Annotated in this window: 20 protein-coding genes; 14 read left to right on the top strand and 6 right to left on the bottom strand. The window is 72.2% G+C overall.

Annotated features, from left to right (window positions below; genetic code table 11):
- Positions 1-54: 54 nt before the first annotated feature.
- Both ACZ6TD_RS17965 and nudC read left to right on the top strand, forming a co-directional pair.
- Positions 55-1,458 carry a dipeptidase gene (locus tag ACZ6TD_RS17965; RefSeq protein WP_471355152.1) on the top strand — a complete coding sequence of 468 codons (1,404 nt, stop codon included), beginning with the start codon at positions 55-57 and terminating at the stop codon, positions 1,456-1,458.
- Positions 1,459-1,509: 51 nt separating this feature from the next.
- Positions 1,510-2,445: an NAD(+) diphosphatase gene (gene nudC, locus ACZ6TD_RS17960; RefSeq protein WP_471355150.1), complete on the top strand. Its 936-nt coding sequence runs from the start codon at positions 1,510-1,512 to the stop codon at positions 2,443-2,445.
- A gap of 77 nt (positions 2,446-2,522) precedes the next feature.
- Here the strand turns inward: nudC and ACZ6TD_RS17955 are convergent, their stop codons facing one another.
- The gene (locus ACZ6TD_RS17955) at positions 2,523-2,765 is read right to left on the bottom strand and encodes a mycoredoxin (protein ID WP_471355148.1); all 243 of its coding nucleotides are present in this window, start codon (positions 2,763-2,765) and stop codon (positions 2,523-2,525) included.
- 147 nt (positions 2,766-2,912) lie between these two features.
- Between ACZ6TD_RS17955 and ACZ6TD_RS17950 the strand changes: the two genes are divergently transcribed.
- The 4 genes from ACZ6TD_RS17950 to ACZ6TD_RS17935 all read left to right on the top strand — a co-directional run bounded on the left by ACZ6TD_RS17950 (position 2,913) and on the right by ACZ6TD_RS17935 (position 6,402).
- Complete coding sequence (locus ACZ6TD_RS17950) at positions 2,913-5,207, top strand: ATP-dependent DNA helicase UvrD2 (protein ID WP_471355146.1); 2,295 nt, start codon at positions 2,913-2,915, stop codon at positions 5,205-5,207.
- 142 nt (positions 5,208-5,349) lie between these two features.
- Positions 5,350-5,616, top strand: a complete 267-nt coding sequence (locus ACZ6TD_RS17945; protein WP_471355144.1) for a hypothetical protein — start codon at positions 5,350-5,352, stop codon at positions 5,614-5,616.
- Positions 5,617-5,731: 115 nt separating this feature from the next.
- Positions 5,732-6,094: a WhiB family transcriptional regulator gene (locus ACZ6TD_RS17940; protein ID WP_020868576.1), complete on the top strand. Its 363-nt coding sequence runs from the start codon at positions 5,732-5,734 to the stop codon at positions 6,092-6,094.
- The gene (locus ACZ6TD_RS17935; RefSeq protein WP_137979441.1) at positions 6,091-6,402 is read left to right on the top strand and encodes a hypothetical protein; all 312 of its coding nucleotides are present in this window, start codon (positions 6,091-6,093) and stop codon (positions 6,400-6,402) included. Before ACZ6TD_RS17940 ends, ACZ6TD_RS17935 begins: the two co-directional genes overlap by 4 nt.
- A gap of 155 nt (positions 6,403-6,557) precedes the next feature.
- Here ACZ6TD_RS17935 and ACZ6TD_RS17930 read toward each other — a convergent pair whose 3' ends face one another.
- Positions 6,558-8,012 (bottom strand): ABC1 kinase family protein, encoded by a 1,455-nt coding sequence (locus ACZ6TD_RS17930; protein WP_471355141.1) that lies wholly within the window; start codon positions 8,010-8,012, stop codon positions 6,558-6,560.
- Between the two features lie 75 nt (positions 8,013-8,087).
- Positions 8,088-9,299 (bottom strand): ThiF family adenylyltransferase, encoded by a 1,212-nt coding sequence (locus ACZ6TD_RS17925; protein ID WP_471355140.1) that lies wholly within the window; start codon positions 9,297-9,299, stop codon positions 8,088-8,090.
- A 219-nt stretch (positions 9,300-9,518) separates the two neighbouring features.
- On the opposite strand from ACZ6TD_RS17925, the gene ACZ6TD_RS17920 reads away from it, so the two are divergent.
- The 4 genes from ACZ6TD_RS17920 to ACZ6TD_RS17905 all read left to right on the top strand — a co-directional run bounded on the left by ACZ6TD_RS17920 (position 9,519) and on the right by ACZ6TD_RS17905 (position 13,484).
- The gene (locus tag ACZ6TD_RS17920; RefSeq protein WP_471355138.1) at positions 9,519-10,148 is read left to right on the top strand and encodes a M48 metallopeptidase family protein; all 630 of its coding nucleotides are present in this window, start codon (positions 9,519-9,521) and stop codon (positions 10,146-10,148) included.
- A 147-nt stretch (positions 10,149-10,295) separates the two neighbouring features.
- The gene (locus ACZ6TD_RS17915) at positions 10,296-12,014 is read left to right on the top strand and encodes a TerD family protein (RefSeq protein WP_471355136.1); all 1,719 of its coding nucleotides are present in this window, start codon (positions 10,296-10,298) and stop codon (positions 12,012-12,014) included.
- An 11-nt stretch (positions 12,015-12,025) separates the two neighbouring features.
- A complete protein-coding gene (locus ACZ6TD_RS17910; protein WP_471355134.1) occupies positions 12,026-12,709 on the top strand; it encodes an AIM24 family protein in 684 nt (227 codons plus the stop codon).
- Between the two features lie 16 nt (positions 12,710-12,725).
- A complete protein-coding gene (locus tag ACZ6TD_RS17905; RefSeq protein ID WP_471355132.1) occupies positions 12,726-13,484 on the top strand; it encodes an AIM24 family protein in 759 nt (252 codons plus the stop codon).
- Between the two features lie 98 nt (positions 13,485-13,582).
- Here the strand turns inward: ACZ6TD_RS17905 and ACZ6TD_RS17900 are convergent, their stop codons facing one another.
- Both ACZ6TD_RS17900 and ACZ6TD_RS17895 read right to left on the bottom strand, forming a co-directional pair.
- The gene (locus tag ACZ6TD_RS17900; protein WP_471355130.1) at positions 13,583-14,110 is read right to left on the bottom strand and encodes an NUDIX hydrolase; all 528 of its coding nucleotides are present in this window, start codon (positions 14,108-14,110) and stop codon (positions 13,583-13,585) included.
- A complete protein-coding gene (locus tag ACZ6TD_RS17895; RefSeq protein ID WP_471355128.1) occupies positions 14,107-15,576 on the bottom strand; it encodes a zinc-dependent metalloprotease in 1,470 nt (489 codons plus the stop codon). The genes ACZ6TD_RS17900 and ACZ6TD_RS17895 overlap by 4 nt, the downstream gene beginning before the upstream one ends.
- Positions 15,577-15,767: 191 nt before the next feature.
- Here ACZ6TD_RS17895 and ACZ6TD_RS17890 point away from each other — a divergent pair, with 191 nt between their 5' ends.
- From ACZ6TD_RS17890 to ACZ6TD_RS17875, 4 genes are all read left to right on the top strand, one after another.
- Positions 15,768-16,877, top strand: a complete 1,110-nt coding sequence (locus tag ACZ6TD_RS17890) for an NAD-dependent epimerase/dehydratase family protein (protein ID WP_471355126.1) — start codon at positions 15,768-15,770, stop codon at positions 16,875-16,877.
- A gap of 84 nt (positions 16,878-16,961) precedes the next feature.
- Positions 16,962-17,429 (top strand): molybdenum cofactor biosynthesis protein MoaE, encoded by a 468-nt coding sequence (locus tag ACZ6TD_RS17885; protein ID WP_471355124.1) that lies wholly within the window; start codon positions 16,962-16,964, stop codon positions 17,427-17,429.
- 256 nt (positions 17,430-17,685) lie between these two features.
- Positions 17,686-17,868, top strand: coding sequence for a hypothetical protein (locus tag ACZ6TD_RS17880; protein WP_020868566.1), 183 nt, complete (start codon positions 17,686-17,688; stop codon positions 17,866-17,868).
- An 80-nt stretch (positions 17,869-17,948) separates the two neighbouring features.
- Positions 17,949-19,043 (top strand): YlbL family protein, encoded by a 1,095-nt coding sequence (locus ACZ6TD_RS17875; protein ID WP_471355122.1) that lies wholly within the window; start codon positions 17,949-17,951, stop codon positions 19,041-19,043.
- Between the two features lie 35 nt (positions 19,044-19,078).
- Here the strand turns inward: ACZ6TD_RS17875 and ACZ6TD_RS17870 are convergent, their stop codons facing one another.
- Positions 19,079-19,642 carry a PPA1309 family protein gene (locus ACZ6TD_RS17870; protein ID WP_471355120.1) on the bottom strand — a complete coding sequence of 188 codons (564 nt, stop codon included), beginning with the start codon at positions 19,640-19,642 and terminating at the stop codon, positions 19,079-19,081.
- Between the last annotated feature and the right edge of the window lie 22 nt (positions 19,643-19,664).

Below are 19,664 nucleotides of genomic sequence, written 5' to 3'. Positions count from 1 at the left end.
GCGGCCCGGAGGCCCCCGCCCTCGCCCCGCCGCGGGCCGGATAGGCTCGCATGCATGAGCAACACCCCGGACACGGACAACGCCGTCCGCGCCTTTGTGGACGGCCATCGCGCCGCCTTCCTCGCCGAGCTCTCCGAGTGGCTGCGCATCCCGTCCGTATCCGCCGACCCCGCCCGCGCCGACGACGTCCGGCGCGGCGCCCAGTGGCTCAGGGACCACCTGGCCGCCACGGGCTTCCCGGTGACTGAGATATGGGACACACCGGGCGCCCCGGCCGTGTTCGCCGAATGGCCGTCCGGCGATCCCGACGCCCTTACGGTGCTCGTCTACGGCCACCACGACGTCCAGCCCGCCGACCGCGCGGACGGCTGGCGCACCGACCCCTTCGAGCCCGTCATCGAGGACGGCAGGCTCTACGCCCGCGGCGCCGCCGACGACAAGGGGCAGGTCCTCTTCCACACCCTGGGGATACGGGCGCATCTGGCCGTGACCGGCCGAGTCGCGCCCGCGGTGAACCTCAAGCTGCTGATCGAGGGCGAGGAGGAGTCCGGCTCCCCGCACTTCCCCGAGCTGGTCCGCGCGCACGCCGACCTGCTGGCCTGCGACACCGTGATCGTCTCCGACACCGGGATGTGGTCCGAGGACACCCCGACCGTCTGCACCGGCATGCGGGGCCTCGTCGACTGCCAGATCGATCTCCACGGCCCCGGTCAGGACATCCACTCCGGCTCCTTCGGCGGCGCGGTCCCCAACCCGGCCACCGAGGCCGCCCGGCTGGCCGCCGCGCTGCACGACGACGACCGTAAGGTGGCCATCCCCGGCTTCTACGACGGCGTCGTGGAGCTGACCGACCGTGAGCGCGAGCTCTTCGCCGAGCTGCCCTTCGACGAGGCGGGCTGGCTGCGGACCGCGCATTCACGGGCCACGCTCGGCGAGGCCGGGTACTCCACCCTGGAGCGGATCTGGGCCCGTCCGACCGCCGAGGTCAACGGCATCGGCGGGGGCTATCAGGGGCCGGGCGGGAAGACCATCGTGCCCTCGGCCGCCCAGCTGAAGCTGTCCTTCCGGCTGGTGGCGGGCCAGGACGTGGAGAAGATCCAGTCGGCCGTGCGGGACTGGGTCGCGGCCCTGCTCCCGGCCGGGATCCGCCATGAGATCACCTATTGGGGCGCCACCCGCCCCTGTCTGACCCCGCTGGACCACCCCGCGCTCCAGTCGGTCGTCCGCGCCATGGGGCGCGCCTTCGGCCAGAAGGTCCGCTTCACCCGCGAGGGCGGGTCGGGCCCCGCCGCCGATCTCCAGGACCTCCTCGGCGCTCCGGTGCTCTTCCTGGGTATCTCGGTGCCGTCCGACGGCTGGCACGCACCCAACGAGAAGGTGGAGCTCGGCCTGCTCATGAAGGGCGCCGAGACGGCCGCCCACCTCTGGGCCGATCTCGCCGAGAATGGACGGGAATAGCTTGCTCATGTACGTGAACCACCCATTTCACTGGGGGAGTTGGAAGCAGCCGTGACCACCTCGACCGACCACGCCACCGACCGGCCGATCACGCTCAGCGCCCCGGGCGGCATCGACCGCTCCGCGCACCACCGCTTGGACGAGGCGTGGCTGGCCGCCGCGTGGAGCCACCCGACGACGCGCGTCTTCGTGGTCTCCGGCGGCCAGGCCCTGGTCGACGACACACCGGACGGCCGCACCGAACTCGTCATGACTCCGTCCTTCGAGGCCCCGCCCACCGAGAACCACCGCTATTTCCTGGGCACCGACCAGGAGGGCGTGCGCTACTTCGCGCTCCAGAAGGACTCCCTGCCGGGGCGGATGGACCAGTCGGCACGCCCCGCCGGGCTGCGCGAGGCGGGCGCGCTGCTGTCCGAGCGCGACGCGGGGCTGCTGGTACACGCGGTCGCGCTGGAGAACTGGCAGCGGCTGCACCGCTTCTGCTCACGCTGCGGTCAGCGCACGGTGATCGCGGCGGCGGGCCATATCCGCCGCTGTTCGGCGTGCGGGGCCGAGCACTACCCGCGCACCGACCCCGCCGTGATCATGCTGGTGAAGGACGATCAGGACCGGGCGCTGCTGGGGCGCCAGGTGCACTGGCCGGAGGGACGCTTCTCGACGCTGGCGGGCTTCGTGGAGCCGGGCGAGTCGATCGAGCAGGCCGTGGTCCGCGAGGTGGCGGAAGAGGCGGGCGTCACGGTGGGCGAGGTCGAGTACGTGGCCAGCCAGCCGTGGCCGTTCCCGTCCAGCCTGATGCTCGGCTTCATGGCCCGGGCCACGTCCTCCCGGATCCAGGTGGACGGGGAGGAGATCCACGAGGCGCGCTGGTTCTCCCGGGACGACCTGCGGGCCGCGATCGAGTCCGGGGAGGTCCTGCCTCCCTCCGGTATCTCGATCGCGGCCCGGCTGATCGAGCTCTGGTACGGCGAGCCGCTGCCGCGGGGCTGAGTCGGAGACCGCGGGACCGACCCAGAGGCCGCGGGGGCCGGGTCAGAGCCCGCGGAGCCGGCTCGGAGACCGCCGGCTCAGAGCCCGACCTTGGCCTTGACCTGCGCCAGGGACGGGTTGGTCAGGGTCGACCCATCGGGGAAGAGAACGGTCGGCACGGTCTGGTTGCCACCGTTCGCCTTCTCGACGAAGGACGCGGACTCCGGGTCCTGCTCGATGTTGATCTCGGTGTAGGCGATGCCCTCGCGGTCCATCTGCCCCTTCAGGCGTCGGCAGTAGCCGCACCAGGTGGTGCTGTACATCGTCACAGTGCCGGACATCGGTCTTCGCTCTCCTCGGGGTCGTGGTGGGTGGGCAGAAGGTGAACGCTCACCTTCCACCGGTCATTCCCGGATTCATATGACCGGAAGGCCATGGCTGTGGACAACCGGCATCGCGCGTCTCAGGGGACCTGGCAGCATGGCGGGGTGACTGCAGCAACGTCCTCCACTCTGTTCCCGCGGGGCTCCACGCCGGGTGCCTACGCGGACACGCCGCGTGACGCCGACGCGGTGCTCGACGGGCTCGACCCCGAGCAGCGCGAGGTGGCGACGTCCCTGCACGGCGCGGTGTGCGTGCTGGCCGGGGCCGGCACCGGCAAGACCCGCGCCATCACCCACCGGATCGCCTACGGGGTGCGCGCGGGGATCCTCCAGCCGGCCAGTGTGCTGGCCGTCACCTTCACCAACCGCGCGGCGGGGGAGATGCGCGGCCGGCTGCGGCAGCTCGGCGCGGGCGGGGTGCAGGCGCGCACCTTCCACTCGGCGGCCCTGCGCCAGCTGCAGTACTTCTGGCCCAAGGCGGTCGGCGGTGAGGTGCCGCGGCTGGTCGAGCGCAAGGTGCAGCTCGTGGCCGAGGCCGCGGCCCGGTGCCGGGTCCGGCTGGACCGCAATGAGCTGCGGGATGTGACCGGCGAGATCGAATGGTCGAAGGTCACCCAGACCGTGCCCGAGGACTATCCGGCCGTGGCCGCCAAGTCCGGCCGTGAGGCCCCCCGGGACGCCGCCGAGATCGGCCGGATCTACGCCACCTATGAGCAGTTGAAGCGCGACCGCGGCGTCATCGACTTCGAGGATGTGCTGCTCCTCACGGTCGGTGTGCTCCAGGAGCGGCCGGACATCGCCGATCAGGTGCGCCGTCAGTACCAGCACTTCGTGGTCGACGAGTACCAGGACGTCAGCCCGCTCCAGCAGCGGCTGCTGGATCTGTGGCTCGGCGAGCGGGACAGCCTGTGCGTGGTCGGCGACGCCAGCCAGACCATCTACTCCTTCACCGGCGCCACCCCCGACCATCTGCTGAACTTCCGCACCCGCCACCCCCGGGCCACCGTGGTCAAGCTGATCCGGGACTACCGCTCCACTCCCCAGGTGGTCCACCTGGCCAACGAGCTGCTGTCCCAGGCCCGCGGCCGGGCCGCCGAGCACCGGCTGGAGCTGGTCTCCCAGCGGGAGGCGGGCCCCGACCCGGTCTACGCCGCCTATGCGGACGAGCCGGCCGAGGCGGAGGGCACCGCCCGCCGGATCCGGGAGCTGATCACCCCGGTCGAGCAGGGGGGCGGCGGGGTCCCGGCGAGCCAGATCGCGGTCCTGTACCGGGTCAACGCCCAGTCGGAGCTCTATGAGCAGGCGCTGGCCGATGCCCAGGTGCCCTATCAGCTGCGCGGCGCGGAGCGGTTCTTCGAGCGGCCCGAGGTGCGCGAGGCGGGGCTGCTGCTGCGCGGCGCGGCCCGTGGGGGCAGCGCCGACCCGGCGCTGGCGGACGCGGACATCCCGTCCCAGGTGCGGGCCGTGCTGACCACCCGTGGCTGGACGCCCGAGCCCCCGGCGGGCTCGGGCGCGGTGCGCGACCGCTGGGAGTCCCTGGCCGCCCTGGTGCGGCTCGCCGAGGACTTCGCGGCGAGCCGCCCCGGGGCCACGCTCTCCGATCTGGTGGCGGAGCTCGATGAGCGGGCGGCGGCGCAGCACGCCCCGACCGTCGAGGGTGTGACCCTCGCCTCACTCCACGCGGCCAAGGGCCTCGAATGGGACGCCGTCTTCCTGGTCGGTCTCACCGAGGGAATGATGCCGATCACCTACGCCAAGACCGAGCAGCAGATCGAGGAGGAGCGTCGGCTGCTCTATGTGGGGGTCACCCGCGCCCGTCGCCATCTGACGCTGTCCTGGGCGCTCTCGCGGGCTCCGGGCGGCCGGGCCTCCCGTCGCCCCACCCGCTTTCTCAACGGGCTGCGGCCCGGCTCCCAGGCCATCGGCGCCCGCACCCCGGGCGGGGGCGGCGGGATCGAGCGCGGGGTGGCGGCCCCGGGTGGGGGCGGCGAGGTGCGCAGGCGGCGCGGCCCGGTCCACTGCCGGGTGTGCGGCCGGGCGCTGACCGACGCGGGCGAGATGAAGCTGATGCGCTGCGAGGGCTGCCCGTCCGAGCTGGACGAGGCGCTCTATGAGCGGCTGCGTGACTGGCGGGCGGAGCAGGCGGGTCTGCTGGGGCAGCCGGCCTACTGCGTGTTCACCGACAAGACACTGCTCGCGATCGCCGAGGCCGTTCCGGGAACCGAACCGGAGCTCGCCCGCATCTCCGGTGTCGGAAGGCGGAAGCTGGACCGGTTCGGGGCCGATGTTCTCGCACTGTGCGCGGGCCGGGAACTGCCCTCCGCACTCGACGACGAGGGCGACGGCGATGCCGGGGGAAGCCATTCGGGTGACCCTTGGCAAAACTCGACGGAAAAATAGTTTGCGCGCGTGGAGGCCATACCCATAGCCTTCCGAGCACGGAAGACAACGGCCCTTCCAGGAGCCAAGGATTCCGTGTTGTACTGAACACCCGGACTGGTTTCGGACCGGTCCCTGAGACGCCGAGAGGAGGCGAAGACCAGTGATCAGCTTCATCAACACCATCAAAAAGGCCGATCGGTCGGTCGTCGCCACATGCCTGCTCGGTTCCGCGCTGCCTGGCACCGGTATGCCCGGCGCCAATGAGGCGCGTCTCAGCGAGCGACCGATCCAGGCACCTGCGGTAGCAGCAGAGGCACAGGCAATGGCCTATGCCTTTGCGGCCAATGGTGCCGAATCCCGGACGACGCAGCAGCACCACAAGACGTGGGCCTTCCGCAGGCTCGAACCCTGGAGTTATCCAGCCTGATCCAGGATCAGGTCGGCACCTTCCAGGGCCGCGGAACCCACACCGGGATCCGCGGCCCTTTTGATTTGCCAGAGCCCGGCCACCAGCCGGACCGAAGAGACGAGGAACACACACCGTGCAACTCAACGCGCACGCCCCGTCCGCATCAACCGACCTGAACCGCCCGCCTGACTCCTCGGAGGACTCCTTGACCCCGCTCACCGCCCTCACCGAACTCGATGAGGCCATCGAGAACCTGGGTGTAGCCGTTCCGTGCCGCTCGTACGACCCGGAGGTCTTCTTCGCCGAGTCCCCGGCCGACGTCGAGTACGCGAAGTCGCTGTGTCAGACCTGCCCGCTGCGGGAGGCATGCCTCGCCGGCGCCAAGGACCGCCGGGAGCCCTGGGGCGTCTGGGGCGGCGAGCTCTTCGTCCAGGGCGTGGTGGTGGCCCGCAAGCGGCCGCGTGGTCGCCCGCGTAAGAACCCGGTCGCGGCATGAGCACCATCGGCACCATCGATCGCCCAGCGACGCACGACCCCATGAAGCAGGTCCCGACGATGACCCCACCGGTCTCCGAAACCCCCGCACCTGATACCTCCGGTGCGCCCGAGGCGCGCCAGAACAGGAACCGAGAGATGCAACTCATGCAAGAAGCCCTGGCACGTGCGCATATGCACGACCGGCTGCAGGAGGCCGAGTCCGAACGGCAGGCCGTTCGGCTCGCGGCCGCCCGCCGGATGCAGCGGCGTGCGGAGCGTGCCTCGCTCCGCGCCCGCCGCGCCCTGGCCATGGCGGTCATGCAGTGACGACCATGTGCGGCACCGGCCAGAGGCGGGGCTGACACACAACACGCGCCGACGGGTCCTACGCCGACCCATCGCGCAACCACGAAGGGCCGGTCCGATCGGACCGGCCCTTCGGCTATCCCGAGGCGCCCGAGCTCAGGCCGAGGTCTCCGGGCTCAGGCCGAGGTCTCCGCGGCCTCGGGCTCCTCCTCGGCGCTTGCCGCGGCCTCTTTCCCGGCGTCCGCCGCGGGGCCTTCTTCGGCCTCTGCTTCGGCGCGGTCCTCGGGCTCCGGGTCCGCGGTGAAGCCGGGGACCCACGCCTCGAGCTCATCCCGCATCCGCACCGTGGCACCCAGCTGGCAGAGCACCCCGATGGTGCTCAGCGTCACCCGGTGAATCAGCAGATAGGCGGGCGGCAGATTCAGCTGATTGCCCAGCTCATAGACGGGGGAGTGGCGGTCGGCCATCCGCGCCGCCTGGCTGCGCAGCCACTGCCGGTCGAAGACGAACGCGTCGACCTGGGCCGGTTCGAGCATCGGCAGCAGGAAGTCCAGCAGATCATCCGGGTCGAGCTCGATCGTGGGCTTGACGAACCCCTCCCCGCGCATCAGCTCATAGACCCCCGCGGCATCGCCCTCCAGCGCCATGCGCAGCGCGATGCCGATGGGCTCCGGAAGCCCTCCCGGGAGCCGGTTCACCGAACCGAAGTCCAGAACGCCCAGCTTCCACTGCTCCGGCGGCCCGTCCGGGGCGTCACCGGTCAGCAGCCGGAAGTTCCCCGGATGGGGATCGGCGTGCAGCAGCCCCGTGCGGGACGCCCCCGAGAAGAGAAAGCGGGCCAGCAGCTGCCCGGCGCGGTCCCGCTCCTCCTGTGTGCCGTCGGCTATCACCTCGGAGAGCGGCACCCCCTCCAGCCATTCGGTGATCAGTATCTGATCGCTCTGGTGCACCACCTCGGGCACCACGATCTCCGTGTCCTGTGCGTACTCCTCCGCATGGATCCGCTGGGACGCCGCCTCCAGTTCGTAGTCCAGCTCCTCGGCGACCCGCTCGCGCAACTCCGCGATCAGCGGCTTGACGTCCAGCCCCGGCACCAGCGGCCCCAGCACCCGGGCGAACCGGCTCAGTTGGTTGAGGTCGGACAGCAGGGCCTCGCCCGCCCCGGGATACTGCACCTTGACCGCCACCGTGCGCCCGTCGTGCCAGACCGCCCGGTGCACCTGCCCGATCGAGGCGGCCGCCGCCGGCTTGTCCTCGAACTCCTGGAACAGCTCCGGCCAGTCCGGGCCCAGCCGCTCCTCCAACGCCGCGTGGACCGTGCGGCTCGGCATGGGAGGGGCCGCTTCCTGGAGCTTGGTCAGGGCCGCCCGATAGGGCCTGGCTATCTCCTCGGGCAGCGCCGACTCGAAGACCGACATGGCCTGTCCGAGCTTCATGGCCCCGCCCTTGAGCTCGCCGAGGACCTTGAACATCTGCTCCGCGGTGCGCTGCTGCACCTCGCGTGCGACGATCTCCGCCGGCCGCCCCCCTATCCGCTTCCCGAGCCCCCATGTGGCGCGCCCCGCGAATCCCAAGGGCAGCGCCGCCAGTTTGGCGGTACGGGTGATCGCCTTGCGCGGCAGATCGGTCATGCGCCCCTCCAACTACAGCCGTGCCATCCCGGAAGGTGGCCCCCGGGCCCCCGGTGCCCACTCCGCGGACGTGGGTCACCCGGACATTGTCGCGTGCGGTGCCTCTGCGGCCGAGGCATATACGGCATCCTCCTCCCCGGCCGCTCCACAGCCGCATCCGGGATGTGCTTCGATCGGGCGCGCCTCCCAGACGAGGGAGGGGAGCGCCAACTCCCACCGGACCCCCGCGCCCCCGGAGGGGCGGCCGTCGAGGAAGGCCAGCGCCTGCACCGCGGTGAGCCCCGCCACCACCATCGCCAGCGCCGTGTCACAGGCCGGGGCGGTGCGCCGCCGCCCGGACCGCCACTGCGCGAGCATCCGCGGCCAGACCGGCTCCCGCTCGGCACGGCCCGCCGCGGCACAGCCCGCGCAGGGCGTGATCCCCGGCACCACCAGCGGGCCCACCACCCCCGTCGCCTCGATGACTCCCGCATAGAGATGGGGCGTGCCGGAGGCGAGCAGCGGCCGGGTCTGCTCCGGATCCGGTGCGTACGCCGCGAGGCCGTCACGCGGGACGATCACCACCAGCGCCAGCCCGGGCTCTCCCGAGGCGATCCGCTCTCTCGAGGCGGTCCGCTCTCCCGAGGGGGTCCGCTCTCCTGAAGGGACCTTCCCTCGTGAAGGGGCCCGCTCTGCCGCGGAGGTCCGCTGCCGCGCCGACCGGCGGGGAAGCGGGGCGGGCGCGGCCTGGCGCACCACGCGGCGTGCCGCCAGATCCCGGCGCTCCCCGATCTGCTCGGCCGACAGCCCGCCGGGAGCCACATCCCAGGGCTCGACACAGCCCCCGTCCACCACATCGACCCGGCCGATCCCCGAGCCCGACAGCGCGGCCGCGACCGCCACCCCGACCCGGCCCGCGCCCCGCACCTGAACCCGCGTCGCCCGCCGCGCGGCGAGCAGCCGCGCCGCCGCTCCGGGCTCGGGATGCAGCACCGACAGCGCCCCCGCGTCGGGCCGCAGCCGGTCCAGGGCCGCGGCGGGCTCGCCGCCGTCCCTCGGCTCGTCCAGCAGACCGGCCGCCGCCAGCCGGTCCACCAGTGCGTCGGCCCGCCCCTCCGGCAGCCCGATGGCCCGGGCCTCCTGCCGCAGCAGCGGCAGACCGCGGGTGCCGTCCAGCAGCTCCAGAAAGCTGCCCGTGGCCGTGTCCACCGGCCCCATCACCACCGCATGCGCCCGGGCCACCCCGAACTGCACCGTGTCCCGGCTCCGCCAGCCGCGCCGCAGCGCGGGCTTGAGCATCGGATGCATCGCCGTCCCCCCGTCTGATGTGCTGTCCGTCGAACCGCCTTCAGCATGCGGGTCGGCGTCCGCACCCGCAGCGCGTTGTCCACAGGCAGTGGAATAAGTCGTACGAACGCCAGCCGTACAAAACGCCGGTCGTACAAGCCGTGCACACCGTGGAGTGGTTCGGTCCGCAACCATCGGCGGGGCGGGACTTCCCCGGCTGCCAGCGGGTAACGTCGTGGCGTGTCCGCCGACCCGCCCCCTCGCACCGCGGGACAGAACGTCTCCCGCAGCGCCGCGAGCGCACCGAGCACCGTCCCGAGCCCGCAGAGCCGGGGCTCCGACGCGAGCGCGGTCGAGGTCCGCCGGAGCACCCGGCGGCGCAGGACGGTCTCCGCCTATCGCGAGGGCGACCGCACCGTCGTCCTCATCCCCGCCCGGATGTCCGAGGCGGAGGAGCAGCGCTGGGTGAGCGTCATGCTGGACAAGCTTGCGGCCCAGGAGAGCAAGCGGATGCTGGGCGACGCGGAGTTGGCCGCCCGCGCCGAGTGGCTCTCCGGCCAGTACCTGGGCGGGCGGGCCCGGCCCGTCTCCGTCCGCTGGGTCACCAACCAGAACACCCGCTGGGGGTCGTGCACCCCCGCCGAGGGCAGCATCCGGCTCTCCCACCGGCTCCAGGGCATGCCGGAGTACGTCGTGGACTATGTGCTCCTCCACGAGCTGGCCCATCTGCTGGTGCCGGGGCACGGCCGCCGCTTCTGGCAGCTCCTGGAGGCGTACCCGCGGACCGAGCGGGCGCGGGGCTATCTCGAAGGGGTGGTCGCCGCCGGACGGTTGCCGCATCTCTCCGGGCCCCCGGACGACCAGCCGTAAGGCGACCGTGCCCGGGCGGCGAGGGATCGACCCCCGGACCGTGTGGGAACCACGTCCTGGTTCCCGGCGTCGCTCATAGTCGGCGGCAGCGGCTAGCCTGGCGCGCAACGCACACACCGGTACGGCGATGGGGGACGGTCCTAACGTATGGCCAGGGAATTCCAGCGCGGCCACAAGGCCAGGATCAGTGATCTGACGGCCGGGAGGGATCTGTACGTCGGGGTGCAGATCGCCGGACCCGGCCTGACCTTCGACATCAGCTGCTTCGGTCTCGACGCGAACGAGCGGCTGTCGGACGACCGCTACTTCATCTTCTTCAACCAGCCGAAGTCCCCTGAAGAAGCGATACAGCAGCTCGGGCCGCAGGCAGGTGACACGGATTCGTTCCGCGTCACGCTCGACAGCATCCCGCCCGCCATCCAGAAGCTCTCCTTCACCGCGACCATCGACGGCGCCGGGCAGATGTCGCAGGTCGGCCCCGGCTACCTCCGGATCGTCGCGGGCGGCGAGGAGGTGGCCCGGTACTCCTTCACCGGCTCGGAGTTCAGCACCGAACGCGCGGTGATGCTGGGCGACTTCTACCTCAAGGACGTCTGGCGGTTCGCCGCCGTCGGGCAGGGCTTCGACGGGGGACTGGAGGCGCTGCTCAAGAACTTCGGCGGTGAGGTGGCCGAGGAGGAGCCCGCCCCCGCGCCCGCCCAGGGCGCCACGCCAGGCTTCGCGCCGCCCGGCCAGGCCGCCCCCGCACCGGGCTTCGCACCCCCGGCCGGGACCCCCGCCCCGTCGGCCCCTCCGGCCCCCGCCCCTCCGGCGCCGCAGCCCGCCCCCGCCTTCGGCGCTCCCCAGGGAACGCCGCCTCAGGGAACGCCCCAGGGCACGCCCCCGCAGGGCGTTCAGCCGCCCGCCCCCGGCACCCCGCAGATGCACGGTGCCCCCACCATCGCCGCGCCCATCGCACCCCCCGGCCAGGTGCCGCCGCCCGGCCAGGTGCCGCCCCCGGGTCAGGCACCGCCGCCCGCACCGCCGGGCCAGTTCCCGGGCCAGCAGCCCCCGTTCGGCCAGCAGCCGGGCCAGGCCCCGCCCGCCCCCGCGCCGTACGGCCAGCCGCCCGCCCAGCCCTACCCCGGCCAGCCCGGTCAGCCGGGCCAGCCCGCACCTTACGGTCAGCCGCAGCCCATGGGCGGCGTCCCCCAGGGCGGTGGCGCGCCCGGGCTCCAGGCAGCGCTCTCCAAGTACCGCGAGGCGCCCACCGGTCAGCGCTGGACGCCGCAGAACCCCCGGCTGATGCGGGTCGACCTCGGCGTCGGCGGCCAGCCCGTGCTCGCCCGCCAGGGCACGATGGTGCTCTACCAGGGCAAGGTCGACTTCAGCTACAAGGGCGCCGGCTTCCGCGGCCGGATCGTCGGCAACGCGACCGGCCAGGAGATGCAGCTGATGCGCTGCACCGGCCAGGGCCAGGTCTTCCTCGCCGAGAACGCCGCCGAGCTCCACCCGATCGAGCTCCAGGGCGACGCCATCTGCGTCTCCGCCGAGAACGTGCTCGCCTTCGACGAGTCGCTGCACCACGAGGTGCGCCGGATCGAGGGCCACGGCATCCCCGGCGGCGCGCTGTTCACCATGCAGTTCCAGGGCACCGGCACCGTCGTGGTGAAGACCGAGGGCACACCGGTCGTCCTCCCGGTCACCCCGACCACCTTCGCCGACAGCAACGCCATCGTGGCGTGGTCCGCCGGAGCCCAGGTGATCATCTCCAGCCAGGTGCGGCTGCGCCGCAGCGCCTACCCCGGCCACAGCGGGGAGACCGTGAACCTCCAGTTCCGTGGCGCGCCCGGCAACTTCATCGTCGTCCAGCCCTACGAGGTCTGAGGGAGCCCGCTATGGACCAGCACATGATCTCGGGCTTCGCACCCGCCCCGGTCGCCGCCCGGATGGAGAACCACGGCGCCAGCATGCTCAAGGTCGCCATGCAGAGCGGCCAGGACCTGTTCGCCCGCACCGGCTCGATGGTGGCGTACGAGGGCTTCGTCCAGTACGAGCCCAACCCGCCCGCGGTACGGCAGATGGCCTCCCAGTGGCTGACCGGCGAGGGTGCCCCGCTGATGCGGTGCAGCGGCGACGGACTGCTCTACCTCGCCGACTACGGGGCCGACGTCGTCTGCATCAACCTCAACGGCGACGCGCTGTCGGTCAACGGCACCAACCTCCTCGCCTTCGACGCCCACCTCCAGTGGGGCGTCGAACGCGTCAAGGGCATCGCCAAGTTCGCCGGGCAGGGCCTGTTCAACGTGGGCGTATCCGGCACCGGCTGGGTCGCCCTGACCTCCCGCGGCACCCCCATCGTGGTCGACTGCGGCCGTGGTGAGGACGAGACCTATGTGGACCCGGACGCGCTCGTGGCCTGGTCCTCCGGGCTCAAGGTGAAGGGAAAGCGCAGCTTCAAGGCGTCGTCCCTGATCGGCCGGGGCAGCGGCGAGGCGTATCAGCTCGGCTTCTCCGGGCAGGGCTTCGTCGTCGTACAGCCCAGTGAGGACAGCACCGACCGGCTCCGGGCCCGGGGCTGAGGGGGAGGGACACCAGATGCAGAGCCCGCTTTTCGCCTTCACCGAGGCCCAGACGCAGGACCGCTACGCGCTCCAGAACCCGCAACTGCTGCGGGTCGCCCTGAGCGGCCATGAGGATGTGCTCGCCCGTAAGGGCAGCATGGTCGCCTATCAGGGGCTCATCGAGTTCGACGGCGAGTACCAGACGCCGGGACAGCGCATGGCCCGGAGCCGCACCGGTGAGGGCCTTGACCTGATGCGCTGCTCCGGGCAGGGCACGGTCTACCTCGCCAACCTCGCCCAGCACATCCATGTGATGGACGTGGACCACGACGGGCTGACCGTCGACAGCTCCTATGTGCTCGCGATCGACTCCACGCTGCACTGGGAGTCGATCGCGGTGGACAGCCAGTTCGGGATCTCCGGGTCCGGCAAGTACAACCTCAACATCTCCGGCCAGGGCAAGGTCGCGCTGATGACCTCGGGGCAGCCGCTGATGCTCCAGGTCACCCCGGACAAGTACGTCAACGCCGACGCGGACGCCATCGTCGCCTGGTCCAGCTCGCTGCGGGTCCAGATGCAGGCGCAGACGCACTCCTCGGGCGTCTGGCGGCGGCGCGGCAACACCGGCGAGGGCTGGGAGCTCAGCTTCCTCGGCCAGGGCTATGCCCTGGTGCAGCCCAGCGAGCTGCTCCCGCCGCAGAACGCGGTGGTCGGGGGCGGCATGGCCGCGCAGTTCGGCATGGGCCAGCAGGGCGCCCGCGGTCAGAACCAGGGCAACATCTTCAGCAACTGACCGAGATCACCGCTGAAGGACCACAGCGGCCGCGGACCCCTCGGGTCCGCGGCCGCCCCGCATTCCAACAGGCTCCTCAGCGCGGCCCAACGCGCTCCTCAGAGCAGCGCGCGGGTGCGCGTCACCAGGTGGCGCACCGACTCGTCGGCCACGTCCGCCACCTCGTCGTAGCCGAACCAGCGCAGATCCAGCGACTCGTCGCTGATCGCCGCCACCGCGCCCCGGGGCGCCACCGCCGCGTACTGGACGTCCAGGTGCCAGGCGCAGGGGGTCTGGTGCCGGTCGAGCCGCACCGGGCCGCCCGGCAGCAGCGTCAGCCCCTCGATCCCGGACTCCTCGGTGGTCTCGCGAAGCGCCGCGCCCGCGAGCGTGGTGTCGTCCGGCTCGCAGTGGCCGCCCATCTGGAGCCACATCCGCAGCTTGCGGTGCAGGGTGAGCAGCACCTGCTCCCGGTCCGGGTCGATCACCAGCGCGCTCGCCGTGATGTGCCCGTCGCCGCACGCCTTCCACATGCCGTCCGGATACGCGGCCAGATGGTCGCCGTACAGCCGCCGCAGCCGCTCCTGGGCGGCATCGGGCGCGGGCCACTCGGTGAGCACCCGCGCCGCGTCCTGGTGCAGACTCACTTCTCGCCGTCGCCCCGGTCGCCGCCCTCGCGGTCGTCCTCGCCGCCCTCGCGGCCCTTACGGAGGTCGGGACCGTCGGAGCCGCCCTTACGGTCCTCATCACCGCCCGCCGCCTCGCCGAGCATCTTGTCCAGCTCGGAGAAGTCCAGCTGCTCGCGGTGGACGAAGCCGTCCGGGTCGTCGAGGTCCTGTGCCGTCGGCAGCATGTCCGGGTGCGCCCACAGACCGTCGCGCCCCTCCAGGCCGCGGGCGTCGGTGAGGGAGGCCCACAGCCGGGAGGCGTCCCGCAGCCGGCGCGGCCGCAGCTCCAGGCCGATCAGCGTGGCGAAGGTCTGCTCGGCGGGGCCGCCGCTCGCCCGGCGCCGCCGCAGCGTCTCGCGCAGGGCGTCGGCGGACGGCAGATGCGGCTTGGCAGCGGCGTGCACCACCGCGTCCACCCAGCCCTCCACCAGCGCCAGAGCGGTCTCCAGACGCGCCAGCGCGGCCTTCTGCTCGGGGGTGTCCTCGGGCTGGAACATGCCCTGCTGGAGCGCTTCCTGCAGCTGCTCGGGGTGGGTCGGGTCGAGCTGGCCGACCGCGTCCTCCAGCTTGGCGGTGTCGACCTTGATGCCGCGGGCGTACCCCTCGACCGCGCCGAAGAGGTGCGAGCGCAGCCACGGCACATGGGCGAACAGCCGCTGGTGGGCCGCCTCGCGCAGCGCCAGGTACAGCCGGACCTCTTCCTTGGGCACGCCGAGGCCGGAGCCCAGCGCCGCGATGTTGACCGGCAGCAGGGCCGCCTTGCCCGCCGGACCCAGCGGCAGCCCGATGTCGGTCGAGCCGACCACCTCGCCGGCCAGCACGCCCAGCGCCTGACCGATCTGGGTGCCGAACATGGCGCCGCCCATCGAGCGCATCATCCCGAGCAGCGGGCCGGCCATGGCCTGCATCTCCTCGGGCAGCACATCGCCCATGGCGGCGCCGACGCGCTCGGCGACCGGGTCCACCAGGTCCTTCCACACCGGCAGGGTCGCCTCGACCCATTCGGCGCGGCTCCAGGCCACCGCGGTGCCCGAGCCCGAGGGCAGCGAGGTGACGCCGTCCAGCCACAGGTCCGCGAGCCGCACGGCCTCCTGGACCGCGGCGCGGTCGGCGGGGCCGACGCTCTCGTCCTTGCTGCCGTCGGCGGTGCCGCGCGCGACGGTCTGGCGGGCGATGTCCTTGGCCATGTCCCAGTTCACCGGGCCGCCCTCGTACGAGAGCATCTGCCCGAGCTGCTGGAAGGCGGCGCCCAGGTCGCCCGGATTCAGCGAACCGAACATCGCGGCGAACGGATTCTCCGCGCCGCCCGCTCCGCCCGGCCCGCCGCCGAACCCGAAGGGATTCGCGGGGCCCTGCTCGCCGCCCTGGCCGCCCTTCTTCTTACCGTCGTCGCCGTCCTCCGGCTCCTCCGGCGGAAGGCCGAATCCGAATGGGGAGTCACTCACGGGTTTCCTCGGCTCGTTGGGCCACCGGCCCCGGGCCGGTGGCGGATGCCCGACATCACCACCCAGCCTAGACACCTCGCCGGTTTCCGGGCTCGGTGCTTCGCTGATCGCCGCCCTGCGGCAGGATGGACGTCACCTGGTACGTATGCGTGCATGCGCTGCGTACTGAAGACAACCGCTGGAGACGCCCGGTGAGTTCCCCAGACCGAGAAGTTCGCGCTGCGCGAAACGATACGGCCCCTACCGCACGACGACCCGTCGTGGCGGTGACCGGTGCCGCCTCGGGCCCAGGTGCCCTGCTCACGCAGCGGCTCGCGGAGTCCGAAGAGGTCAAGCAGGTCCTGGCCATCGACGAACGCCGCGGTGAGGTGACCGAGGCGCAGTGGCATGTGCTGGACGTCCGAGATCCAGCCATCGCCGAGAAGCTGCGCGGCGCCGACGTGGTGGTCCACCTCGCCGTCGACCTGGATCTGGGCACCGATCCCGCCGCCCGCACCGCCTACAACGTGCGCGGCACCCAGACCGTCCTGACGGCCGCCGCGGCGGCCGGGGTGCGCCGGGTGGTGCTGTGCACCTCGGCGATGGTCTACGGGGCGCTCCCCGACAACGCCGTGCCGCTCGCCGAGGACGCGGAGCTGCGGGCGACCGCCGAGGCCACCGGCGTCGGCGACCTCCTGGAGATCGAGCGGCTCGGGGAGCGTGCGCCCCGGGCGCATCCGGGGCTGAATGTGACCGTGGTGCGCCCGGCGCTCCTGGTCGGCGGCACGGACACCGCGCTTACCCGCTACTTCGAGTCGCCGCGGCTGCTGGTCGTCGCCGGATCCCGCCCCACCTGGCAGTTCTGCCATATGGAGGACCTGGTCGGCGCGCTGGAGTACGCCGCCCTGGAGAAGGTCGAGGGCGAGCTGGCGGTGGGCTGCGAGGGCTGGCTGGAGCAGGAGGAGGTCGAGGAGCTGTCCGGGATCCGGCGCATGGAGCTGCCCTCGGCGGTCGCCCTGGGCGCGGCCTCCCGGCTGCACCGGCTCGGTCTGACGCCGTCCCCGGCGGGCGATCTCGCGTACACGATGCACCCCTGGGCGGTCAGCGGCAGCAGGCTGCACGCGGCGGGCTGGCGGCCGCGCTGGACCAACGAGGAGGTCCTGGCGGAGCTGCTGGAGGAGGTCGCCGGCCGCCATACGGTCGCGGGGCGGCGTCTCGGCCGTAAGGACGCCACGACGCTCGGCGCCGCGGGCGCGACCGTGGCCCTGGTGGGCACAGCGGCGATCGTGCGCCGCGCCCGTAAGGCGCGCCGCCGGGCCTGAGGCACAGGGCCCCGGAAGGTGTTTTCCGGGATCCGGTAGTCCGGTGGCTCCCTCGATTCCCTGAGGGCGGGACGGTACGGCACGATGGACGGCATGGCACCTTCGTACGATCACCCTGGCGAACTCGCGGCCGCCCATCCCATCCGGCTGCTCGCCGTCCGTGACACGCCCCTGTCCGTGGACGAGGTGTTCGGGGCGGTGGGCGATGCCGCGGCGGGCGGCACGGCGCTGTTCGTGGGCACCGTGCGCAACCACGACGGAGGCGCGGAGGTCGGCGCCCTCGGCTACTCCGCGCATCCGACCGCCGAGGCCGAGCTGCGCCGGGTGGCCGAGAAGGTCGTGGCCGACTTCCCGGTGCGCGCGCTGGCCGCCGTGCACCGGGTGGGCGATCTGGTGATCGGCGATCTGGCCGTGGTGGTGGCCGTCTCCTGCCCGCACCGCGCGGAGGCGTTCGCGGCCTGCCGCAGGCTGATCGACGACCTCAAGAGCGAGGTCCCGATCTGGAAGCACCAGACATTCGCGGACGGCACCGAAGAATGGGTGGGCGCGTAGCGCCTCGTTGAGGGGTGGTGGTCGGGCGACGGGAGGGCGGGTGGGCGCGTAGCGCCTCGTTGGGGGGTGGTGGTCGGGCGACGGGAGGGCGGGTGGGCGCGTAGGGGGAATGCGCATGCGCATGGGGGCACGGAAGGGTGTACTCCGCTTGCGTAACCCCCACCCTGCCGTAAGCGTTGACCTGGCAGAGGACTAATCTGCTCATCTGTCAGTCGCGGTCCTGAACCGCGATTTTTCAAGGGGTCGGGAGGCTGCTGTGGCTGCGCTTCTCTGGTTGCTGATTCCGTTGTTCGCGGCGATAGGCGCGGCGATATACGCCGGCATAGCCGCCCGAGCCGGCAAACGGAAGTCCGGGGGGGACGTAGCTGAGCTGGCCGGATACGCCCGCTTCCGCGAAGCGATGGAGCGCCGGCCCTCCGATTCGGACGCCGCGGCCTGAGGCCGCCGCCCCGTCCGCGCCGCCCCTCGTACGGACGGCCCCGACGGTGGACTGACGGACGGGTCCCGTACTGTCGTTCCATGCCACGCCGCACTGCGACGATGCTCGCCTCCCTTCTGATGCTGATCGCGCTGCTCTGCGCCGGAGTGCTGATCCCGGTGCCGTACGCGGAGATGTCGCCCGGGCCGACCTACAACACCCTGGGTGAGCACAATGGCGAGTGCGTGCTCCAGATCTCCGGCCGCAAGAGCTGTGAGACCACTGGCGGGCATCTGAACATGACCACGGTCCGGGTCACCGGCTCCGAGTACCGGATGAACCTCGTGGAGGCCGTCTACGGCTGGCTGGCCCACGATGACGTGGTCGTGCCGCACAGCACCCTCTACCCGGACGACAAGACCCCGGACCAGGTGGACCAGCAGAACGCCGAGGAGTTCACCCAGTCCCAGGAGTCCGCCAAGGTCGCGGCGCTGCGGGCGCTGAAGAAGCCGGTCACCGCGCATGTCATCGTCGGCGCCGTCCAGAAGGGCGCCCCGGCCCAGGGCAAGCTGCACGCCGGCGATGTGATCAAGTCGGTGGACGGCACGGCGGTGCGCGAGCCCGACGACGTGGCCAAGCTCGTCACCAAGCACAAGCCGGGCCAGAAGGTGGTCTTCTCGGTCGTCCCGGCCAAGAACGTGGCCGCGGCGGAGAAGAGCGGCAAGCAGCCCACCGGCGAGGAGCGCGTCGCGATCACCACCACGAAGGCGGACAAGGGCCCGGCCCGCGCCATCGTGGGCATCCAGGCCGGGATCGACTACACCTTCCCGTTCCGGATCGACATCAAGCTGGCGGACGTGGGCGGGCCCAGCGCGGGTCTGATGTTCGCGCTGGGGATCGTGGACCGGCTCTCGCCAGGCGATCTCACCGGCGGGAAGTTCATCGCGGGCACCGGCACGATCGACGACAAGGGCACGGTCGGCCCGATCGGCGGCATCGAGATGAAGACGATCGGCGCGCGCGAGGCGGGCGCCCGCTACTTCCTCACGCCCAAGGAGAACTGCGCGGCCGCCGCCAAGGACGTGCCGAGCGGGCTGCGGCTGGTCAAGGTGCACACGATCGACGACGCCCTTACGGCGCTCGAGAAGATCCGTAAGGGGGACACCGCCGGTCTGCCGAAGTGCACGACGGGCTGAGCGGCGCCCCCGTGGCGGGGGTCAGGTCGCGGGGGTCAGTCGGTGGCGAACGTGGCGGCGAGCGCGTCCGCCAGGCCCGGCACCAGACCGGCCCCGGTGAGCACCTCGGTCGGGGAGTCCTTCTCCCGCAGCCGCAGGGCCGACTCGCGCGCGCCGTCCCGCAGCACGGCCACGGTCATCCGGACCTCCTGGCGGTCCGGGTGGTCGGCGACCCACTTGGCCAGCGCCGCCTCGTCCAGGCCCTCGGGCACGGAGCTCTCGGCGGACGGCGGCAGCATCTGCCGCTCCACGGTCAGGGCGCAGCCGGTCACCGCGTCCGGCCAGGCGATGGTGGCGAGGAACTCGTCCAGCGGGGCGCCGGAGGGCAGCTCGTCCTGCTCGATGGGGGTCAGGGAGGCGATCTCCTCGCCGCCCTCGTCAAGGCCGAGCTGAGCGGCGAGGCCGGGCTCCTCGGTGCGCAGCCGGGCGGTGTCGACGAGGGCGAAGAGCCGGGCGGGCTGGTCCCAGCCGAGCCCCGAGGCGTACTCGTCGATTTCGAGGACGGCTCGGGTCAGTGGATTCGAGGCCAGCGGGTCGGTGCCGGGGGTTGCGTTGGACATGGTTCATATCGTGCCCTGTTCG

The organism is Streptomyces yongxingensis (assembly GCF_055597465.1).
The sequence above is the reverse complement of the archived record's forward strand: the minus strand, read 5'-3'. Positions and strand labels throughout refer to the sequence as shown.